Raw genomic sequence first — 17,767 nt, 5'->3', positions numbered from 1 at the left:
AGTTCGCGAAGCCAGCAATTGGCGTTTGATCCAGCCTGCTGAGCGTCGAGTGCTGCAATTGTCCGTACGTTACATGACCTATCCACCAAGGAAGATGTTGATGAAACTTCGCTATCGCCTTCGCCGATTGACCGTCACGGCCGTGCTCTTTCCCGTCCTGTTTGCAGGTGCGGTCGCAGCGGTCCACGCAGATACGCCGCGCGCCGAGATTGCTACGCAGGTAAAGACCTACGCGTCCACCGATGGCGTCAAGGCCTGGACCTTGCGTTACGGCCCGCGCGAGAAGAACCAGGCACTGATCCAGGTCACCGATTCCGATAGCACGATCGACAAGAAGATCCTGCTCGCAACCACCAGCACCACGGCCAAGGACACGCGTTACACGGTCCAGCTCAACGGCCGCCCCTATGTGCTGCTGATCCTCAATGGGAGCGCGGGCGAGCTATATGTTCCAGGCTCCCAGAAGTCCACCTGGGTGCGCTATGACGAAGACCTTTCCGCGCAGAGCAACCCGGAGCACTACCTGACGGACTACGAACAGCAAGGCAAGCCGTAACCGTGCGGGGCTGCTGCCTCGCCTTGCAGGGCGAGGTGTGTAGGATCCTGTTGCTCGCTTGCCGCAGGATTCTGCAGTAGCCCATCGGCCTGTGCACTGCAACACCGTTTTACCAAGGCAGCCAATCCGATAGCCCGCTCGCGCATGCAGGGCGGCGCCGACACGCAAGAGCGCGGACTCGGTCCCTCATCGGTCGCCACCGAGGCAAAGATCGTTCATTCTTGCCGTTCGGAGCCCGGTTCCATGACCCATCGCGTGTCTTCCATTGTTTCAACCGGCATGGCCGCTGCCTTACTTGCCCTTGGCGCCTCCGCTCCCGCATCGGCAGCCGATGCGCGCGAGCATGAGGAGCCCATGTCCGTATCGGTTCCCGCGCGACCGCTCGGAGAGGCGCTCAATGACTTTGCTCGGCAAGCTGGCATGCAATTGCTTGCCCCTCCCGCGCTGGTAGCGGGCAGGCAATCGGTGGCCGTTTTCGGCCGCTTGAGCCGTTACGAAGCTCTGCGCCGGATGCTGGCAGGCACAGGGCTCGTCGCCGAGATCGACCTGCACGAGCGCTTGGTGGTGTTGAGGTCCGCGGCAGTACCCGACGCCACCTCGCTTCCGACCCTGCAGGTCACTGCAGATGCACAAGTTCCCGAGCCCATCGGCTATGCGGTCCAGCGAGGCTGGACGGCGACCAAGACCACGACCGCCCTGCTGGAGACACCGCAGTCGATCTCGGTGATCGGGCGCACGGAGATGGATGCGCGCGGCTCGCTGGACCTGATGGACATCGTGGCGCTGACGCCTGGCGTCTCCGTAGCCGCGTATGGACCGGACAACCGCGGCTGGGAGTACATCGCGCTGCGCGGCTTTCCGGGCAACACCAGCAGCTACAGAGACGGCCTGCCGCAGACCCAGTTTGGCGTGATCTATCGCCTGACCGAGCCGTATGGGCTGGAACGCGTGGAAGTGCTGCGTGGCCCCTCGTCCGTGCTCTTCGGCCAGGGTGACGCGGGCGGTGTCGTCAATCGTGTGAGCAAGGCGCCGGGCGCGGACGCTGCACGCGAGATCGAGCTGCAGGTCGGCAGCTTCGACCGCAGGCAATTGGCATTCGACGTGAGCGGCGCTCTGGGCGAAGGCAGCGACTTGGGCTTCCGGCTGGTGGGCGTGAGCCTGGACAGTGACGATCAAGACCGCTACCCGAACGGCGACCGCATCAGCCGCACGCGCGCCCACCTGGCGCCCTCGCTGCGTTGGCAACCGACCGACGCCACGTCGCTCGTCCTGCTGGGAGAGGTCATCAAGGACCGCTCGGGCGAGGACCCTTACTACGCCAACTTCGTCGATCCCGATGGCCGCCTGCGCCGCATCAAGTACGGCGATCCGTCGTTCAGCCGCTTCCAGCAGAATCAGTACTCGCTGGGGTATCAGTTCGAGCATGCATTCCAGGACGGATGGACGATGCGGCAGAACATGCGGTACACCGACATCGCCCTGGAGCGCAACGCGCTGTGGGCGGACACGGTGCTGGCGGACGGGCACACCATTTCCCGCAGCACACGCTCCTGGGACGACGGGCTCAAGCAAGGCTCCCTGGACACGCAGCTGCAAGGCTCGGTGCGCACGGGCACAGTGCAGCACACGCTGCTCTTCGGCCTGGACTGGAACCACCTCGAAGGCACCGCCCTGCGCTTTCGGGGCACCGGCCCCAACCTGGACCTGCTCAATCCCGTGTACGGCATGGCTGTGCCGACACCGCGCACGCCCATGGCCGATTTCACTCAGAAGATGGACCAGATCGGGCTGTACGCGCAGGACCAGATCCGCTTCGGCGACCGCTGGGTGGCCACGCTGGGCGGGCGCCAGGACCATGTCAAGATCACCACCGACAACCGCCTGAGCGCGCAGCGCACCACGCAGAGCGACGATGCCTTCAGCGGCCGCATCGGGGTGAACTACCTGCTGGGCGGCGGATGGTCGCCCTACGCGAGCTATGCCGAATCGTTCCTGCCCACCAGTGGTGTGGACATCAACAACAACCCGTTCAAGCCGAGCCGGGGCAAGCAGGTCGAGGTGGGGATCAAATACCAGCCCGAGGGCGGCAAGACCCTGTTCACCGCGGCGCTGTTCGACCTGCGCAAGACCAACGTGGTCACCTACGATAGCGTTACGTCGGACGCCCGGCAGATCGGCAAGCAGCGCTCGCGCGGGCTGGAGCTGGAGGCCAAGGCCGAGCTGGCGCCTGCCTTGAAGCTCGTGGCGTCATATACCTGGCTGGATCTCAAAGTGCTGGAGAGTGCCGATGCCAGCGAACGCGGCAAGATCCCTGCCACGGTACCGAAGCAGACCGCATCGCTCTGGTTGGACTACGCGATCGGCAACGGCTTCGGCGTGGGTGCGGGAGTGAACTACGTGGGCGAGCGCCAGAACGATGAGGCCAACACGTCGGCAGAAGGCGGCTTCATTCTGCTGGCGGCCATGGCGCGCTACGACACCGGCAAATGGCGCATCGCCTTCAACGTTACCAACGTGCTCAACCACCAATACAACACCATCTGCTACCACGGCGAGTGCTACCTGGGAAAAGAGCGCACGTTGACCGCCAGTGCCAAGTACCGGTTCTGAGCGTTGCATGGGCGCCCAATGCAGGCGCTGCAACATGGCGCCCCCTGCTCAAAGCATTGGATTACCATGATGGAGATAAAAATGGCTTATCTTAAATATAAGAAATAACATTTGAATACACATACTCCCTCGCGGGGGAAGGGCGCATGTTATCGGTTGCACGTTAATATCCGCGCCAATTGATACAACTGCGTGTCCTTCATGGACACGCCCATGGAAAATGACCCGGCGCGTTACGATTCAAACTCCCGTTGGCGATCAACTGCAATTCAGGCAGTTAAAGGGGGAGGAGGCCATCAGTCAGTTGTTTCGTTTTGATATCGACCTGTTGAGCGACAGCAAGGGCATCGATCCCAAGGCATTGCTGGGGAAGAACGCCACCATCGTGGTGGAAACGCAGGGGGGTGGGGTGCGCCATCTCGATGGAATCGTCACCCGATTTGGTATGCAGGGTGAGGACCATCGGTATTACGCCTATCGGCTTGAACTGAGTCCCTGGCTTTGGCTGGCCACCCGCAAGAGCGATTTCAAGATTTTCCAGGGGAAGACGGCCCCGGAAATCATCGAACAGGTTTTGGGGAAATATGGTTACCCCATGGAAAAACGCCTGACGCGCAGCTATCGCACCTGGGATTACTGCGTCCAGTACAACGAAACCGATTACCAATTCGTCTCGCGTCTCATGGAGCACGAGGGCATCTATTACTTCCATCAGCACAATGCGGGCCAGCACACGCTGACCCTGGCCGACGACATCGTCGCCTCGCACAGCCCATTGCCAGGGGCGGCGGTGATTCCGTTCTACCCGCCGGAGAAGGCGGCGGTCGCCGACAAGGAAAACATCCACGCCTGGCAACTGAGCCAGAGCATCCACTCCGGACGGCACTATAACGACGACTACGACTTTACCAAACCCCGGGCGGACCTCTCCAACATGCGCCAGACCCCGCCGGGCCACGCGCACGACAGCTACGAGATGTACGAATGGCCTGGGGGCTATACCGACTTTGGCGACGGCGAAGCCTATGCCCGTGTACGCCTGCAGGAAAGCCTGACAGGTCACAGCACCGTGCGTGGGCAATCGCGTCACAGGGCCCTTGCACCTGGCTACACCTTTACGCTGGAGAACTACCCCCGCGAAGACCAGAACCAGCAGTACCTGCTCACCGGCCTCCAATACTACTTCAAGGAAAATCCCCAGGTCAGCGCTGCGGCGCCCGGGCCGAAGGGCACGCCGCAGGAAGAGGGCTCGTTTCAGAAGTTCACCCTGCAAGCGCAGCCGACCACGTTGCCCTATACGCCGGCGCGCATTACGCCCAAGCCCAAGACCACCGGCCCGCAGACCGCCGTGGTCGTCGGCCCGCCCGGCGAGGAAATCTGGCCCGACCAGTACGGGCGCGTCAAAGTGCAGTTCCACTGGGATCGCGTGGGTGCGATGGACGAGAACTCCAGTTGCTGGGTGCGCGTCTCCAGCAGTTGGGCCGGCTCCGGCTTCGGGGCCATGTTCATCCCGCGCATCGGCCACGAGGTCGTGGTGGACTTTTTGAACGGCGATCCGGACTACCCGATCATCACCGGCTGCGTTTACAACGCCAACAACATGCCCCCCTGGTCGTTGCCCGGCAACGCCACGCAATCGGGGATCAAGACCAAATCGAGCAAGGGTGGCGCATTCGGCGACGGATTGAAGAACGGCGCGGGCGATGCCAATGCCATTCGCTTCGAGGACAAGGCAGGGGCCGAGCAACTGTGGCTGCACGCGCAGAAGGACCAACTGTCCGAAGTGGAAAACGACGAGGACCGCTGGATCGGCCACGATCTGCGCACGGTGGTGGACCACGATGAGACGCGCACGGTGCACCACGACCGCACGACCACCATCGACAACGACGAAACCCAGACCGTCCACAACAACCGAAAGCGGCGCGTGGACCATAACGAAACCCTGTCCGTGGGCGACAACCGCCAGCGCGACGTGGGGATCGACGAAACGGTGAGCATCGGCAAGAACCGGACGAAGACCATTGGCCGCAACGAGAAGGACAAGATCGGCAACAACTGGTCGATCAAGGTCGGCAGTTTCAAGACCGAGACCATTGGCCTGGCGTATCTGCAGAACGTGGGGCTGGCCAAGATGATGAACATCGGCGCGGCCTACAACGTGAACGTGGGCGCGGCCATGGTGGTCAACGTGGGCCTGACGCAGAGCACCAACGTGCTGATGGGGCGCTCGGTCACCGTGGGGCAGAGCCAGACCACGAAGGTGGGTGAGAACTGGAGCCAGACCACCGGCAAGGTGATCCGCATCGAGGCAGGCGATTCCATCGAGCTGGTCTGCGGCGCTTCGGTGCTCAAGATGGAAAAAGGCGGGCAGATCACCGTCAATGGCAAGGAAATCGATGTGGTGGGGACCAAACACATTGGCCTGGATTCCAAGCGCATCGACCTGAATTGAATCGACGCCATGGCACTCCCATCGCATACCTTGCCCAGCCCCATCGATGCTGCGGGCGTTCCGGAAGTCATCAACCACACGCCTTGGCCGAGCCAATACTTCCAGCATGTGGATCCGCACGGAGACATCTTCCATGTGGTGGTCACACGCATCTCGTACTCATTGCTCCAACTCCAGGAAAAGAACGGACGCATGGAGCCGGTACTGCTGCCGCCCGAGCAGCAACTACCGCTGTGCCAGGCGGACCAGTTCCTGGGTGAGGTCAACGAAACCAGCCTGTTGCAAGAGAGCGACTACGCACCATATAAGCCGCGGTGCGACGTGCTTCTGGTCAATGCGACAGCCCATTCGCCGGAAGGCACGCCGCTGGCCCGTTGGCCGGTGGGATTTCGCTTTGGAAGCGCCATCGAAAAAACCTTTCATGTCACCGGTCCGCGTCGCTTTGCCCGGTCCGTCGCCGCACTGGGCATGCTCCAACTGACCGATCCCGAGCCGACTACCCGTGTGCGCCTGCGCTACGAAACTGCCTTCGGCGGCCCCAACGTCATCCGCCAGGAAAATGCCTTGCAGGCCTGTGCGGACGGCGAACTGGACGGCGGCATGCCCGACGCATCGCGGCAATTTGCACGGAAGGCGCATTCGCAACTGCCGGCGCTGTACCCCGCCAACCCTATCGGTTGCGGGCGGTTGCCCGACGCGGTGGTGCAAGCCAACGAGGCGTTGGACAGACTCCGGCGCGAAGGTGCCTCGCTGGCATCCCCGCCCATCACCGATGCATCGATGTCCGACGCCGAACGGCCCGCACCGCAGATCGAGGCATTCAATCGCCCCTATACCGGGCAGGACGACTATCCCGTCGTGGGTGTCGGGCCGGTAGGCCGCTGGTGGTCCCCGCGGGTGGCGCTGGCCGGCACGCACGACGAGCGCTGGAAGCAGACCCAGTGGCCCAAGAGCCCGCTCGACCACGACTACCGCTACTGGAACTGCGCACCCGAGGACCAGCAGATCGACTATCCGCAAGGCGGTGAGGAAGTGGTGTTGGTGCATTTCACAGCGGCAGCAAGGCACAAGGGCCCCTACCGTTTCACGCTGCCCCGCCAGGACTTGCAGTTGCTGGTGCGGTTGAAGGTCGGTGTGCTGATGTTCGCGCCGATGCACATCGACACCGTGATCCTCGATCTGGAAGCGGGCACGCTCAGCATCGTGCGTCGCGCTGTCGTCAGCGCCAAGACCGATGTGCGGCAGTTGGAATTGGGCACCTGGCCTGCAGGCACTGGCATGCAGCTCGATGAGGCGATGCAGCAAGCAGCGCAGGTCACGCAAAAAACCAGGGGCGCCGGCCATGGCCAATGAAAACATCGTCGCCAAAGACGGTCGCTTTCGCGTTGTCTCGCTCGCGCCCGACGTCTGCCTGACGCCCAGCAAGAACGGCGTGCCGGTGCCATATCCCATCACCCACCAGTTGGACCAAAGTCAGCATTGCTCGCCCAACGTCTTCTTGCAGGGAAAACCGGTGTATCTGCACAACCAGAGCTATGTGGATAACGTGATGGGTGATGAACCTGGACAGGGAAAGGGGGTGGTCAGCCAGACCAACGTCTTCATCAGTCACGGCATCGACCACAGCAAATCCGTGTACGTCAACGGGCGGGCCATCGTGCGTACCGCCGACAAGATGTGGATGAACTGGAAGAAACCGTAACACCCTATGGCGTCCAAAAGACCCCGGCCGCCAGAGGCCGAAACACGCAACGCGCGCGTCAAGCCCAATAACTATCCCTCACCGGGTCCGATCGGCAACACCACGGGCATCGTGGTCCCGGACACCGCGCCTAATCCGCACGGCAACAGCGCCCCACCTATCAAGCCCACCGAGCCCGAGAAAAGCTGGTGGAGTCGCTGGGGCAGCGACGTGGTGCATACCGGGTTGGATGTCGTCGGGCTGATTCCCGGGGCCGGCGAAATCGCGGATGGCGCCAATGCTTTGATCTATCTGGCGGAGGGCGATAAAGTCAATGCTGCCATCAGCGCGGCGGCCATGATTCCTGGCGCGGGCATGGCCTCCACGGGTGCCAAGTACGGTAAGAAAGCCGCTGACGCTGCAGTTGAGGCAGTAGGCAAGAAAACTGCGCGTGAGGCGGAAGAAGCGTTGGCCAAGAGAGAGGCCAAGGAGGCGGAAGAAGCTGCTGCCAAGAAGGCGGAGGGCAATGGAGGCGGGAAGGACACGGGAAAGCCCAAGAGGCATAAGGATTGCGGGAAGAAGGTGCCCTACAACGATAGGAAAGCTGTCAAAGGTAGTGGGTTGGAGAAAGATCACACTCCTTCGGGTGCGGCGTTAGAGCGGGCTGCGGAGAACAAGATTCAAGACATGAGAGATAGCGGCGTCTTTATCGATGACGCGAAGGCTAAAAAGATCAAGAATGCAGTTAGGAATAATGCACCTACCATTGCAATTCCACCCGACATTCATGCCGAGGGTGATACCTGGCGACATAAAAATAACCAAACAAAGATTGATGCTGATGCAAAGGATTTGAAAGGAGCTGTCAAAAGAAATACAGAGAAAATATCAAAGGCGATGGAGGGTAAAGATCATGGCTGCAAAGATGCTTATGACATAGCAGCTCAGGAATTGAGAGATATAGACTGGGATAAGTACATAGAAGATGCCGTTAATAACGTGATAAAGGGTAAATGATGAGCGCAATTGAATTAATGGAATTCCTCGGGCATAGTAGTATTTATCCGCCTTTCGATGAGTATTTGACTGCGTCAGGTGTAACGGCGCGACCCAAAGTGGGTAAATCATTGGATACGATTATTCCGATTAAAGGGCAGGGGTTGTCAATGTCCTTTGAGATTGGCGCGCGAGATAAGGGGATTATTGCAAAAAGTGAAGGTTCTTTTATTTTTTACCAACTTGAGATCATGCTGCTGAAGAGCGGGCAAGACAATGGCGTGTACATTGGACCTTTACCGCATGGCCTTCTTGTTGACGACTCTCGTTCTGCCGTAGAAAAAAAACTAAAAATGCTCAAGCGGCGGCTTGACGATAATGACAGCTACTTTATCGATGGCTTAGTTTGGACTGTTGCCTTTGAATCGGAGAAGCTTCGAGCATTCCAAATCAGCGTTCCTACTAATGGCAAGCGAAAACACGGCCTATGCTCCTGAGGCTAGTTCAATGATGTCCGATTTCTGTGGCGATGTCCTGGCTTTGACCGGATGGTTGAGATGCTCTTGCGAAGAGTCTGGGTTAAGGACATTTCTCGCACAAAAGCGCATCCATGACCGTCCCATGACGCCAGAGCAAATTGAGGATGAAGGCGCGGTGGAAGACGATGGCGACACGGACGTGGAATACGAGCTGATGCGCCGGTCTAAGGAGTCCATGGTCGTACAGTCTGAGCGCCACGGCTTCTGTCTGATCTTCCAGCTGCGCGAGGACTACGATCTGGTCCATCGTTCGCCTTGTGGTGTAGAAGCCCCATTCGTCTTGGAGCAGATCGCTTTTTTTGCCAAAGGCGTCCAGATCTACCAGGGGTTTGAGGGTCCGGTCTTTCGGGATGTGTGCATGACAACCCGTCGATCAGATGCCGCATATGCGGCATTAGGCTCGCCATTGGCCCGCCGATCCGTTTACGAAACCTCCACGGACCTCTTTGTCGTCGACGACTTTGTGCTGAATTTTGGTTTTCAGGATGATGGGCAGGACTCGCATCTGGCCCACATTCACATCCGACGCAAGAATATTTTCGACGACGTCATGCTAAATCCAAGGTTAGTGGATATCCCTCCCAATGCCTCTTACTCCATGCCGGGCTTGGCTCAACTGGGACTTTGCTCAGATTCGCTGGACGTGCGGGATTTCCTTGCTGCCCTGGGACTGAGCAACGAAATCGATGAGGATATCGGTTGCCCCGAGGAAATGAGTGGACGAGCCCGATCACATGGCATTGTCATCTACTTTAAGGAAATGCCGGGGGCAGAAAATCACTCTCATGCATTGCCTGACAAGATCGTATCAGCTATTACCTACAAGCGGCGTGGCGATCTGGGTTCCTCTGGATACCTTGGTGATCTGCCTTTTGGGATGCACTTTGGTGATCGCCCTGACGTTGCGATTGCCAAAGCAAAACATGCCCCCTTAAAGGTGGCTGAGAGCGAGCAACTGCTCTCCTACTACTGGCATGTGGCCTCAGGCATAGTGGTGCAAGGGGTATTCAGCCTCATTGATTGGCAGTTAGCCAGAGTCACACTTCACACGCCAGTACGTGCTTCTTACATCTTGAAAAATTAGCTTTGCACGGTGATTTTAAAAATTCTTTGAAGAAACAATTCCCTGAAATGATTCATTAGGCGAGCCCAAGTGGAAATTGGGTTGAAAAGTGTGAAGTTGGTCGGCGAGGTTGACTATGGCAATAGTGAAGGGGGAATATCGATTTTCCAGCAACAAGGATGACCTGATGAGCATTCACAGTATAACGTTGAAAATTACAAATTCCTCAAATCATTTTTTAACTTTGACCAACTACGGGCACAATGGCGCTGGAGCGCATTGGGACAACCGTCCTACTGATTTACAGCAAGCTTCGGATTGCAGTTGCCACGTTTATAGTAATGATGTCGATATATTAATGATTTGGTTTGAATACACGTCCGATGATGGCTCTGTTCTTTACTTTACAGCAACAGTCAACATTCCGGGTGGTTTTGAATTTGATGTATCGGGGGTGAGTCCGCCGTATTGGACGGAATCAAACTATTCGTACGTCAATGCGGATGTGAACCACATTCAGGCCGAGCTTACGTTAGAAACACAACCTTAGTTACTATAGGCATGCACCTCTTATAGTAATATTAATTCTAGATATGACGATGCTCACTTAGCGCGATGGCCGGAATGCTAATCTTAAAAACTTAGTGAACACTCGATAAGTAAATGGCGACGGCGTGCTCAATTACCTGCGCGTCGCCGCAGAAGCATTGCTGCGGGTCAGTTTTAGAGCCGTATCTCCCCTCGCAGGCCTGCGCCCAGCAAGTATTTGCTCATCCGATTTACTAGGCATAACAATATGGTATTTGGCATCATCAGCGCCCCTTTGCACAACAGAGATGTTGAACAGCGGATTGGTGAAGGCGCCAAAGATCATCCTTTTGTACAGCGTGACGCTTGGTTGGGGTTGAGCGCCCAGAAAAAGCGTTATGGCATTAGCATGCGCACTGTCAACTCAGTTCCGTCCGCTTGGCGTGTAAGCATTCGCCGTCGTGGAAGCGTCATTGGGCGTCAATTCAGTGCGAAGGCATTTGGCAGTATGGAAGAAGCGTTAAAAGCTGCACTGGCTTTTAGGGATGAGGTCAACGAACGTTTCCCGCCGTTGACAAAGCAAGAGGCACACGCCATTCGCCGATCAACGAATACCAGCGGTGTGCCTGGTGTGTTTCGCACGAAAATGGGCGAATGGAAAGCCTCTATTCACTTTGAAGACGGCACATGCAAGACGCGGCAGTTCGCAGTGCGCGTATATGGCGAGGAAAAAGCAAGACAACTGGCAATTGGGGCACGCGTTGAATTGCTCAAGCAGGTTCACGGGTACGTCATTTACCACGACGAAAAGCTCGACCTCCGGTCGTCGAGCGGTAATGATGAGCCTGCTGTTTGCATCATTCCCAACAAGCAGGAGCCCGCGCCCAATCCGTATCGCCAGCAGACCGATAGAGTTCCAGGTGTAGGTACTGTCAATGTCAAAACGGTTCTGCGCAACGGACAGGTGCGGAGGGTGACGTATCGAGTGGCTCAGTTCACCAAACCAGAGGGATTACCCAAGCGAAAGTACTTCTCTGTGCTTCGTTATGGTGAAAAAGAAGCCGAGCGCTTGGCCATCGCGCAACGCCAAGCCTGGGAGCGCGAGGCGCACGTTGCCTAGGGTGCTAGGAAGGTTGCTAACGCTTTGGCAAGCAACGGACTGCATAGGTGAAGGCCGACGCGGCTTGGCGGCACATGGTGGCAAAGTTTCTATTTGGGTAGAAGAAGTCTTGCGCCGAAGAAGATCAGTAGCCCGCCGGTCAACCGGTCGATGATCGGTTTGGTGGTGGCGTAGCGCTTGCGCGCCGCGTCGGCGGAAAACGCATTGGCGATCACGGTGTTCAAGGTGAGCGAGATCACCGCGACCACCAGTACCGCGGCTACCTTGGCCCAGAAAGCCAGGTCCGGGGTGAAGAGTGTCGCGAAGGCACTGCTGAAAAACACCAGTGTCTTGGGGTTCGTCAGATTGGTTGCCAAACCGTAGCGGTATGCCTGCCATGAGCCTCGCATTGCGGGAGCCTGCACGTGCTGCGTGATCGGTCGATCCGCTCCGTGGAACATCCTGATGCCGATGTAGACGAGATAGACCCCACCGATCGCGCGCAGGAGTTGTTGGGCCCAGTGGTACTGCCCAATCACCACGCCCAGGCCCACCGCAGCGAGACTGGCCCACACCACACTGGCAGTGGAAACACCCAGCCCCACACACAATGCCTGGCGCCGGGACTGGCTGATGGCCGTTGCCGTGATCACCAGGAAATTGGGGCCTGGACTGATTGCCAGCATCAAGTAGAGGCTGGCGATGCTGCTCAGAAAGAGCATTTCATTGGTTGCCATCGAAGATCCATTTTCTCGAAGCAAGTGGAAGATTGCATAAAGGTGGGTCACAGCGCTGGCATCGACGTCGACATCAAGGTCACCGTACACACGACGTCACCTTGCCGAACTCAGCGCAACAAGCACCATCCCAACAATGATCAAGCTGGCAGAGAGCGTCCGTTCCCACGGCGAGCGGGTTCTAACGCCAAGGACCGCCTGCACCAGTGCCACGAGCGCAAACACCACTCCGGCTACGACGACGTGGTTGCCGGAGCCACTCTCGATGGCATTCGGGAGGATGGACGGGTCCATCTCGTAGATCAGATCATCTTTGCGCCCAGTCAGTGCGATGAGCATCAGGCCGAGAAGGGACGCTGCATGGAAAACGATGCGAATCAGCTTTTTCATGGCGAACAGGTTGCTTTGGATCGGGTGCGGATCGATGATCATGGCGATGCCAGGAAATCGAGTCCTGTCAGATCATCGTTGATCTGAGCCACGACATGCCCGCGGCCCGGATAAGCGCTGAACGCAATGGTCAACTTCCCATTCCTGACCGTGTAGGGGCTCAGGTCGCTGCCGCTGCTGGCTGCCAGTTCAATGTTGTCCAGGCAGCTGGACACCGGCACATGTCCTTCGACCTTCGGCACGGGGCGCAGGTTCACCACGGTCACGCTGATCTCGGCACCCGCGCCACAGTAGCCATGCCCATCGCCTGGTGATGAACGGCGTGCGGAGAAATAGAGCAGCTTGCCGTGTGCGAGATAAGGCTGCAGCTTCATTGGTAGCCAGCGGATGAGGTTCTCCGCGCCAACCCGTGCGGGGTCGTAAGGGTGGGGGATGGTCTCCAGCACATTCTTTCGTGCAGTGGGCGCCTGCAGCACGATGCGGCCAGACGCGCGCTCATACGTGAGCTTCAGCAAGCCATGCTGCGCAGTGCACAACGCCGTGTCCCCTGTGAGGGCCGGTGCCTTGACGCACTCCGGTGACCGGTCATGGCTGACGGCGTATGCGGCGCCTACGCTGCACATCGCGGCACCGGACAGCACGGTAAGCAGCACGTTCAGGGCGGGCAGCATGGGGCAGTCTGCATCGATTCGAAGGTGCCAGTGTGCCAGCGGCACGAGCGATGGTCGAATATGCGGCACGTCAGAAGGCGGGGTAGGGTACGGTCCTTCTCGCTCGTCTCCTTATGGAAGAAGACCTGTGCGGCGATTGGGGTTAATTTTTCCAAAGATTTCTAGATACCGTATGACAGCCGCAAGTTTGCCTGCCCAGGTTTGTCAGGAAGAGATGACGTATGGGACTACTTACTAGTGAGGCGAAGGCCGGGTGACTATGTTCTGGCCGAGCGCACGCATGACCCCATTCGCCGAGGACCACTGCTGATGTTCGCTGCACTGTTCGACATGCTATTCAACCGCAAACCCGGCCCTGACACTTTTGCCAAGCGATTCCTCGCCGCGTTGCGCGCGCAGGGCGCTGGCGAAGACATGGACTACGATCCGGACACGTTCCAACTGGTCGGTCGCAATGGTCGCACCATCAATCTCCACAACCTGTATCAAACCTACAGCAATTCCGACCACCGCGGCCGGGATGAAGCGATCCGCAGCTATGTCGCCGCCTTCATGGAAGGGAACAACGGAGAAAGCCAGGCCATGACGTTCGAACAGGTGCGGCCTACACTGATGCCGGTGCTGCGCCACCGCGCCATGCTAGAGGAAATGCGGCTGGTTCACCGCCGCGAGCACGGTCCCGATGCCGCGTTCACTGTCGTCTTCCGCGACATCGCCGACGACTGCGTCGAGTTGCTGGCCGTCGACCGCGTCGAGTCTGTCTCCCCCCTGTTGCAGGGGCCGAATCAAGAATGGGGCATCACCTTGGAACAAGGCCTGGCCATCGCTCATGACAACCTGCGCGACGCCACCTCAGACCGCTTTGTGGAGGTGGCCCCAGGCGTGTTCCGGGGCGCCTGGCAGGACGCCTACGATACCAGCCGCGTGCTGTTGCCCGACGTGATCGCGCGCGTAGCGGTCAGGGGGCGCCCTGTGTTCATGCTGCCCACCCGCGATTGCCTGCTGGTCGTCGGCGACCGCGACGAAGCGCCCATGGCGGCCATGCTGGAACTGAGCATCGAAGCCGCCAGTCAAGGGCGCTGCATCTCCGCGCTAGCCTACACATACGAAGAGCGCCGCATCGTGCCCTTCGCGCTGTCGCAGCCCCAGCATCTGCGTCGCCAAGGCGACCTGCGACGCATGATGGACGCCTCCAGCTATGCGATGCAGAACGAGTTGCTGCAGGCTGTGCACAAGGCCGAACAGCTGGACATCTTTGTCGCGTCCTACCGCTTGTACAAGGAAAACGACGGGAGCGGCCATCAATTCTCGCTCGCCACCTGGACCGAAGATGTAGACATCCTGCTGCCTAAGGCCGACCGCATCGCCTTCGTCACGTCTAACGAGGAAGGCGATGCCGATGTGGTGGTGGCGCAGTGGAACCAGGCGGTCGATGTTGTCGGTGCATTGATGGAGCTGCAGCCAGATTTGTATCCGCCGCGCTATCGCGTGCGAAGCTTTCCCAGTTCCGTGCAATTGCAGCAATTGGTGCCGGCCTAGCTATGAGGGGTCACTCGATTGGATCCGGAGTTCATCCGGATTGGTTTCGAGAGACTGGACTTCGCCAAAAATCCAATCAACTCAGGACGCCCAGCCGGACCAACGCCCATAGACATGCCCGACTTACCTTTGTGCGTCGACTTGAAATGGGCAAGCAAATGATGCTGAAAGGCTTGTATGCCATGCGATCCTGGCCTACGCAGGGCATCACCGCACAACAGCCGAGCTTAGCGCCACAAACACCTATCTCTCCGCACGCCCGTTTTCTGGATATCTTATGACAGCCAAAAGTTTGCCTGCCCATGTCCATCAGGAAGAGATGAAGTGTGGAATGGTTTATAGAGAAGCCAAGGGTTCAGGTGACTATGTTCTGGCCGAGAAGATGCTGTTATCTGTCTGGAACGCCTATCCGGATCCAAAGCATCTTTGGGACTCTTCCCAGAGCCTGATAAAAGACATTGCGGATTTCTATCGGGAGCGGAGGGACTACGCGGTCGCCGAGCAATGGGCGGGGGAGCTGTTCAAATGTGACTTGCTGCCGTACGACGCTGAGCCCTACATCATCCTTGGCAGGATCTACTTGGATTCGGACAGGCAGGATCTGGCTGCTCAGTACCTGATCAAGGCATATGAATTGGGTGGGCGAAGAGGTTACGTCGGTGAAGAACCCAAGTACCTGAAGTTCGCTCTTGACCAGATGAAAAGGTAGAAGAGTAATGGCAGAAGTCGATTTCGATGACTCCGACGACAATGAGGAGGAGGCTGAGTTGCCCGATGACATTTACGAAAAAGTCATGGCACTGTCGGAGCTAGCCAATGACGCGTTGGAGAACGGCAGGCCGGCGGCCGCGGTGGCACCCCTGCAACAGGCCCTCGACCTGTTGCCCGCTCCTCAACATGATTGGGGTGCCTGGACCTGGTTGAACGGCTCGCTCGGCGAAGCTTACTTCGATCTCGCTGATTTCAAGATGGCACGAATCTCTTTTCTGGATGCTATGAGCGGGCCGGATGGGATCGCTAATCCATATCTCCTGCTGCGGACGGGCCAGTCGCTGTTTGAACTGGGAGAACGAGTGCAGTCCAGGCACATGCTTACGCAGGCCCATATGCTGGAAGGGGCTGAACTGTTCTCGGAAGAGGATCCAAAGTATCTGGCATTTCTTCTGTCGGACGACCAGTCACCCTGATCGCTCCAGCAGCGTGTACAGCTCATTCTAATCTTCTGGGTCACATGCGATAGTCGAACAAGACGGGGTAGGGCGTGGTCCTTCTCGCTCGTCTTCTTGAAGAAATGCATGTGCTTGCACGACACTGGGTTGGCCCGTGCGCAGCGGCTACTTGGTGCAAACCGTCATCGAAGGTCAACATGGATCCAACTGGTATTTTTGCTGCAATTTCGCTGTCCCCACTGGCATTCGAGCGTTTCTGCGACGACCACGGTAAAGCGCTGGTGCAGGATATCAACTACATCCTCGCTAACCGCGCGATTGATCGGGAGTATCAAGAGGCGCTGGCCGAGGCTCGAAGCCAGTCGGCGACGCTGACGTCGTTCTTGAATTTTCAGAAAAGCCATCCCTCTCCGGATTCACGCTACCGCAGAACGCTGGAGAACTATCTGCATCCGGGGTCGGACGAACTGATCATTCAGTACGATCTGGCCAGTCAGACAATGTTCTATTTCTACATTCTTGATCGCCGCAATCCCGATGAGATCGAGGACGTGCCATCCTTCAGGGTGCTGCGCGAGGTCGTCAAGTACAAGGACGGAGACGGCACGGACTACGTGGCCTTGTCCTCCAGCGCCACGAACTTCAATACCGATCCGATCTGGAGATCGTTCACCATCCAGAAGACCGGTTGGAGCCGGCAGCCCGACGGCACCTCGATTCCCCAGCATGTGATCTCCCAGCTGGATGGCTTGTCGCAAAAATATTATTTCGATGCGATTGACCGTGATCTCGGTTTGGCATCGGCGGGCACGGAGGAAGAGGCACCGTGGATCTATCCGAAGGACCACCTGCATCCCTGCCTGCTCAGGCATGTCACCGAACAGCCGATGAACCTGGATTGATCCCTTTGCTGCTTGCGCGAGCGCTGCGAATGAAACGGGCGATAGCCCTTGCCGCCGCGGTGATGGTGACCGGTGCTTTGCATGCTGCCAACACCAGTGCTGCTGCCGACAACGCCGCTGGTGTGGTGCATGTCATCAACTCGGAACTGCTCTCGGCGCTGCAAAACCTCAAAGCAACCCTGCCGGCCGGGCGCACGCCGCTCGCGTTCGACAACGGCGCTTCAGCCAAGAACTGCCTGGAGTATTCGGATCTGTTGTCGACAAGCAAGCCAGTCGAATCGACTCGCAACTTCGAGATTCGAAGCGAGTATCGGCTGTGCGACGGCATTCGCATCATTGCGGGTAAGCCCGTCGTCGCGCAGAAGGCCGCAGCCTCCGGCGAACAGGGCAAAACCCTGTATGAAAAGCTGGACCTGCGCTCATTCCCTTCATCGCTGCACAATCGCACTGATGCCAGCAAGCGCACGCTCAGTGCGTTGCTGCCCGGCGACGTTCGATCCGAAGGCAGCACCGTGCAAGTGGAAACACCGGAGCAGTTCTTCCGGTTGGAGGTGGTGGGCATCATCGACCATGGAACGGGCCAAGCACCCGAATGGATCGTCTGGGTGACCGACCAGCTCAAGACCGGCAGCTATCGCGGGTACAGCACCCTCGTCGTGCACCCGCCTCGTGTCGCATCGGATCTCTACACCGCAGCCCCTTCTCCCCGATGAGCGAAAGCCTGCCGATTTTCTGCTCGTGGGGTTGCCGTTGGTCGACGGACGCACCACGCATCGCCTCGCGTATCGCATCCACTCGACGGCCGCTGGGACGCCATCGACTGCAGGTGGTT

18 protein-coding genes are annotated in these 17,767 nt (G+C 58.4%); 15 read left to right on the top strand and 3 right to left on the bottom strand.

All coding sequences use genetic code 11. The features are described 5' to 3' along the window. Positions 1-100 precede the first annotated feature (100 nt). From BLT03_RS03170 to BLT03_RS03130, 10 genes are all read left to right on the top strand, one after another. Positions 101-556, top strand: coding sequence for a hypothetical protein (locus BLT03_RS03170; protein ID WP_217640128.1), 456 nt, complete (start codon positions 101-103; stop codon positions 554-556). A 420-nt stretch (positions 557-976) separates the two neighbouring features. After that, a complete protein-coding gene (locus BLT03_RS03165; RefSeq protein ID WP_245711220.1) occupies positions 977-3,166 on the top strand; it encodes a TonB-dependent siderophore receptor in 2,190 nt (729 codons plus the stop codon). Positions 3,167-3,386: 220 nt separating this feature from the next. Continuing rightward, positions 3,387-5,621 carry a type VI secretion system Vgr family protein gene (locus BLT03_RS03160; protein ID WP_092740282.1) on the top strand — a complete coding sequence of 745 codons (2,235 nt, stop codon included), beginning with the start codon at positions 3,387-3,389 and terminating at the stop codon, positions 5,619-5,621. A gap of 9 nt (positions 5,622-5,630) precedes the next feature. Beyond that, a complete protein-coding gene (locus tag BLT03_RS03155) occupies positions 5,631-6,974 on the top strand; it encodes a DUF2169 family type VI secretion system accessory protein (protein WP_092740280.1) in 1,344 nt (447 codons plus the stop codon). Then, positions 6,964-7,323, top strand: a complete 360-nt coding sequence (locus BLT03_RS03150) for a DUF4150 domain-containing protein (protein ID WP_092740278.1) — start codon at positions 6,964-6,966, stop codon at positions 7,321-7,323. Before BLT03_RS03155 ends, BLT03_RS03150 begins: the two co-directional genes overlap by 11 nt. Positions 7,324-7,329: 6 nt before the next feature. After that, a complete protein-coding gene (locus BLT03_RS03145; RefSeq protein ID WP_092740276.1) occupies positions 7,330-8,319 on the top strand; it encodes a hypothetical protein in 990 nt (329 codons plus the stop codon). Then, positions 8,319-8,795 (top strand): hypothetical protein, encoded by a 477-nt coding sequence (locus tag BLT03_RS03140; RefSeq protein ID WP_092741007.1) that lies wholly within the window; start codon positions 8,319-8,321, stop codon positions 8,793-8,795. Before BLT03_RS03145 ends, BLT03_RS03140 begins: the two co-directional genes overlap by 1 nt. A gap of 124 nt (positions 8,796-8,919) precedes the next feature. Then, positions 8,920-9,921, top strand: a complete 1,002-nt coding sequence (locus BLT03_RS03135) for a hypothetical protein (protein WP_092740274.1) — start codon at positions 8,920-8,922, stop codon at positions 9,919-9,921. Positions 9,922-10,087: 166 nt separating this feature from the next. Then, positions 10,088-10,450 (top strand): hypothetical protein, encoded by a 363-nt coding sequence (locus BLT03_RS23735; protein ID WP_139160307.1) that lies wholly within the window; start codon positions 10,088-10,090, stop codon positions 10,448-10,450. Between the two features lie 246 nt (positions 10,451-10,696). Next, positions 10,697-11,548 (top strand): AP2 domain-containing protein, encoded by an 852-nt coding sequence (locus BLT03_RS03130; protein WP_092740272.1) that lies wholly within the window; start codon positions 10,697-10,699, stop codon positions 11,546-11,548. Between the two features lie 89 nt (positions 11,549-11,637). Here BLT03_RS03130 and BLT03_RS03125 read toward each other — a convergent pair whose 3' ends face one another. From BLT03_RS03125 to BLT03_RS03115, 3 genes are read right to left on the bottom strand one after another with little or no spacing between them, the layout of a single operon-like run. Next, positions 11,638-12,354: a LysE family translocator gene (locus BLT03_RS03125; RefSeq protein ID WP_139160306.1), complete on the bottom strand. Its 717-nt coding sequence runs from the start codon at positions 12,352-12,354 to the stop codon at positions 11,638-11,640. A 6-nt stretch (positions 12,355-12,360) separates the two neighbouring features. Then, on the bottom strand, positions 12,361-12,696 hold the full coding sequence (locus BLT03_RS03120; RefSeq protein WP_092740268.1) for a hypothetical protein: 336 nt from the start codon (positions 12,694-12,696) through the stop codon (positions 12,361-12,363). Then, on the bottom strand, positions 12,693-13,325 hold the full coding sequence (locus BLT03_RS03115) for a hypothetical protein (RefSeq protein ID WP_092740266.1): 633 nt from the start codon (positions 13,323-13,325) through the stop codon (positions 12,693-12,695). Before BLT03_RS03115 ends, BLT03_RS03120 begins: the two co-directional genes overlap by 4 nt. A 309-nt stretch (positions 13,326-13,634) precedes the next feature. On the opposite strand from BLT03_RS03115, the gene BLT03_RS03110 reads away from it, so the two are divergent. From BLT03_RS03110 to BLT03_RS03090, 5 genes are all read left to right on the top strand, one after another. Further along, positions 13,635-14,864 carry a DUF1444 domain-containing protein gene (locus BLT03_RS03110; protein WP_092740264.1) on the top strand — a complete coding sequence of 410 codons (1,230 nt, stop codon included), beginning with the start codon at positions 13,635-13,637 and terminating at the stop codon, positions 14,862-14,864. Positions 14,865-15,141: 277 nt separating this feature from the next. Further along, entirely contained in the window at positions 15,142-15,573 is a 432-nt protein-coding gene (locus tag BLT03_RS03105) for a tetratricopeptide repeat protein (RefSeq protein ID WP_092740262.1), read from the top strand. A 7-nt stretch (positions 15,574-15,580) separates the two neighbouring features. Beyond that, positions 15,581-16,051 (top strand): tetratricopeptide repeat protein, encoded by a 471-nt coding sequence (locus BLT03_RS03100; protein WP_092740260.1) that lies wholly within the window; start codon positions 15,581-15,583, stop codon positions 16,049-16,051. 179 nt (positions 16,052-16,230) lie between these two features. After that, on the top strand, positions 16,231-16,935 hold the full coding sequence (locus BLT03_RS03095) for a hypothetical protein (RefSeq protein WP_139160305.1): 705 nt from the start codon (positions 16,231-16,233) through the stop codon (positions 16,933-16,935). Further along, positions 16,932-17,648 (top strand): hypothetical protein, encoded by a 717-nt coding sequence (locus BLT03_RS03090; RefSeq protein ID WP_245711219.1) that lies wholly within the window; start codon positions 16,932-16,934, stop codon positions 17,646-17,648. The genes BLT03_RS03095 and BLT03_RS03090 overlap by 4 nt, the downstream gene beginning before the upstream one ends. The last annotated feature ends 119 nt before the right edge of the window (positions 17,649-17,767 follow it).

Source organism: Paracidovorax valerianellae (assembly GCF_900102625.1).
Classification (GTDB): Bacteria; Pseudomonadota; Gammaproteobacteria; order Burkholderiales; family Burkholderiaceae_C; genus Paracidovorax; species Paracidovorax valerianellae.
Note: the sequence above shows the minus strand (reverse complement) of the source record. Positions and strands in the feature narration are given on the sequence as shown.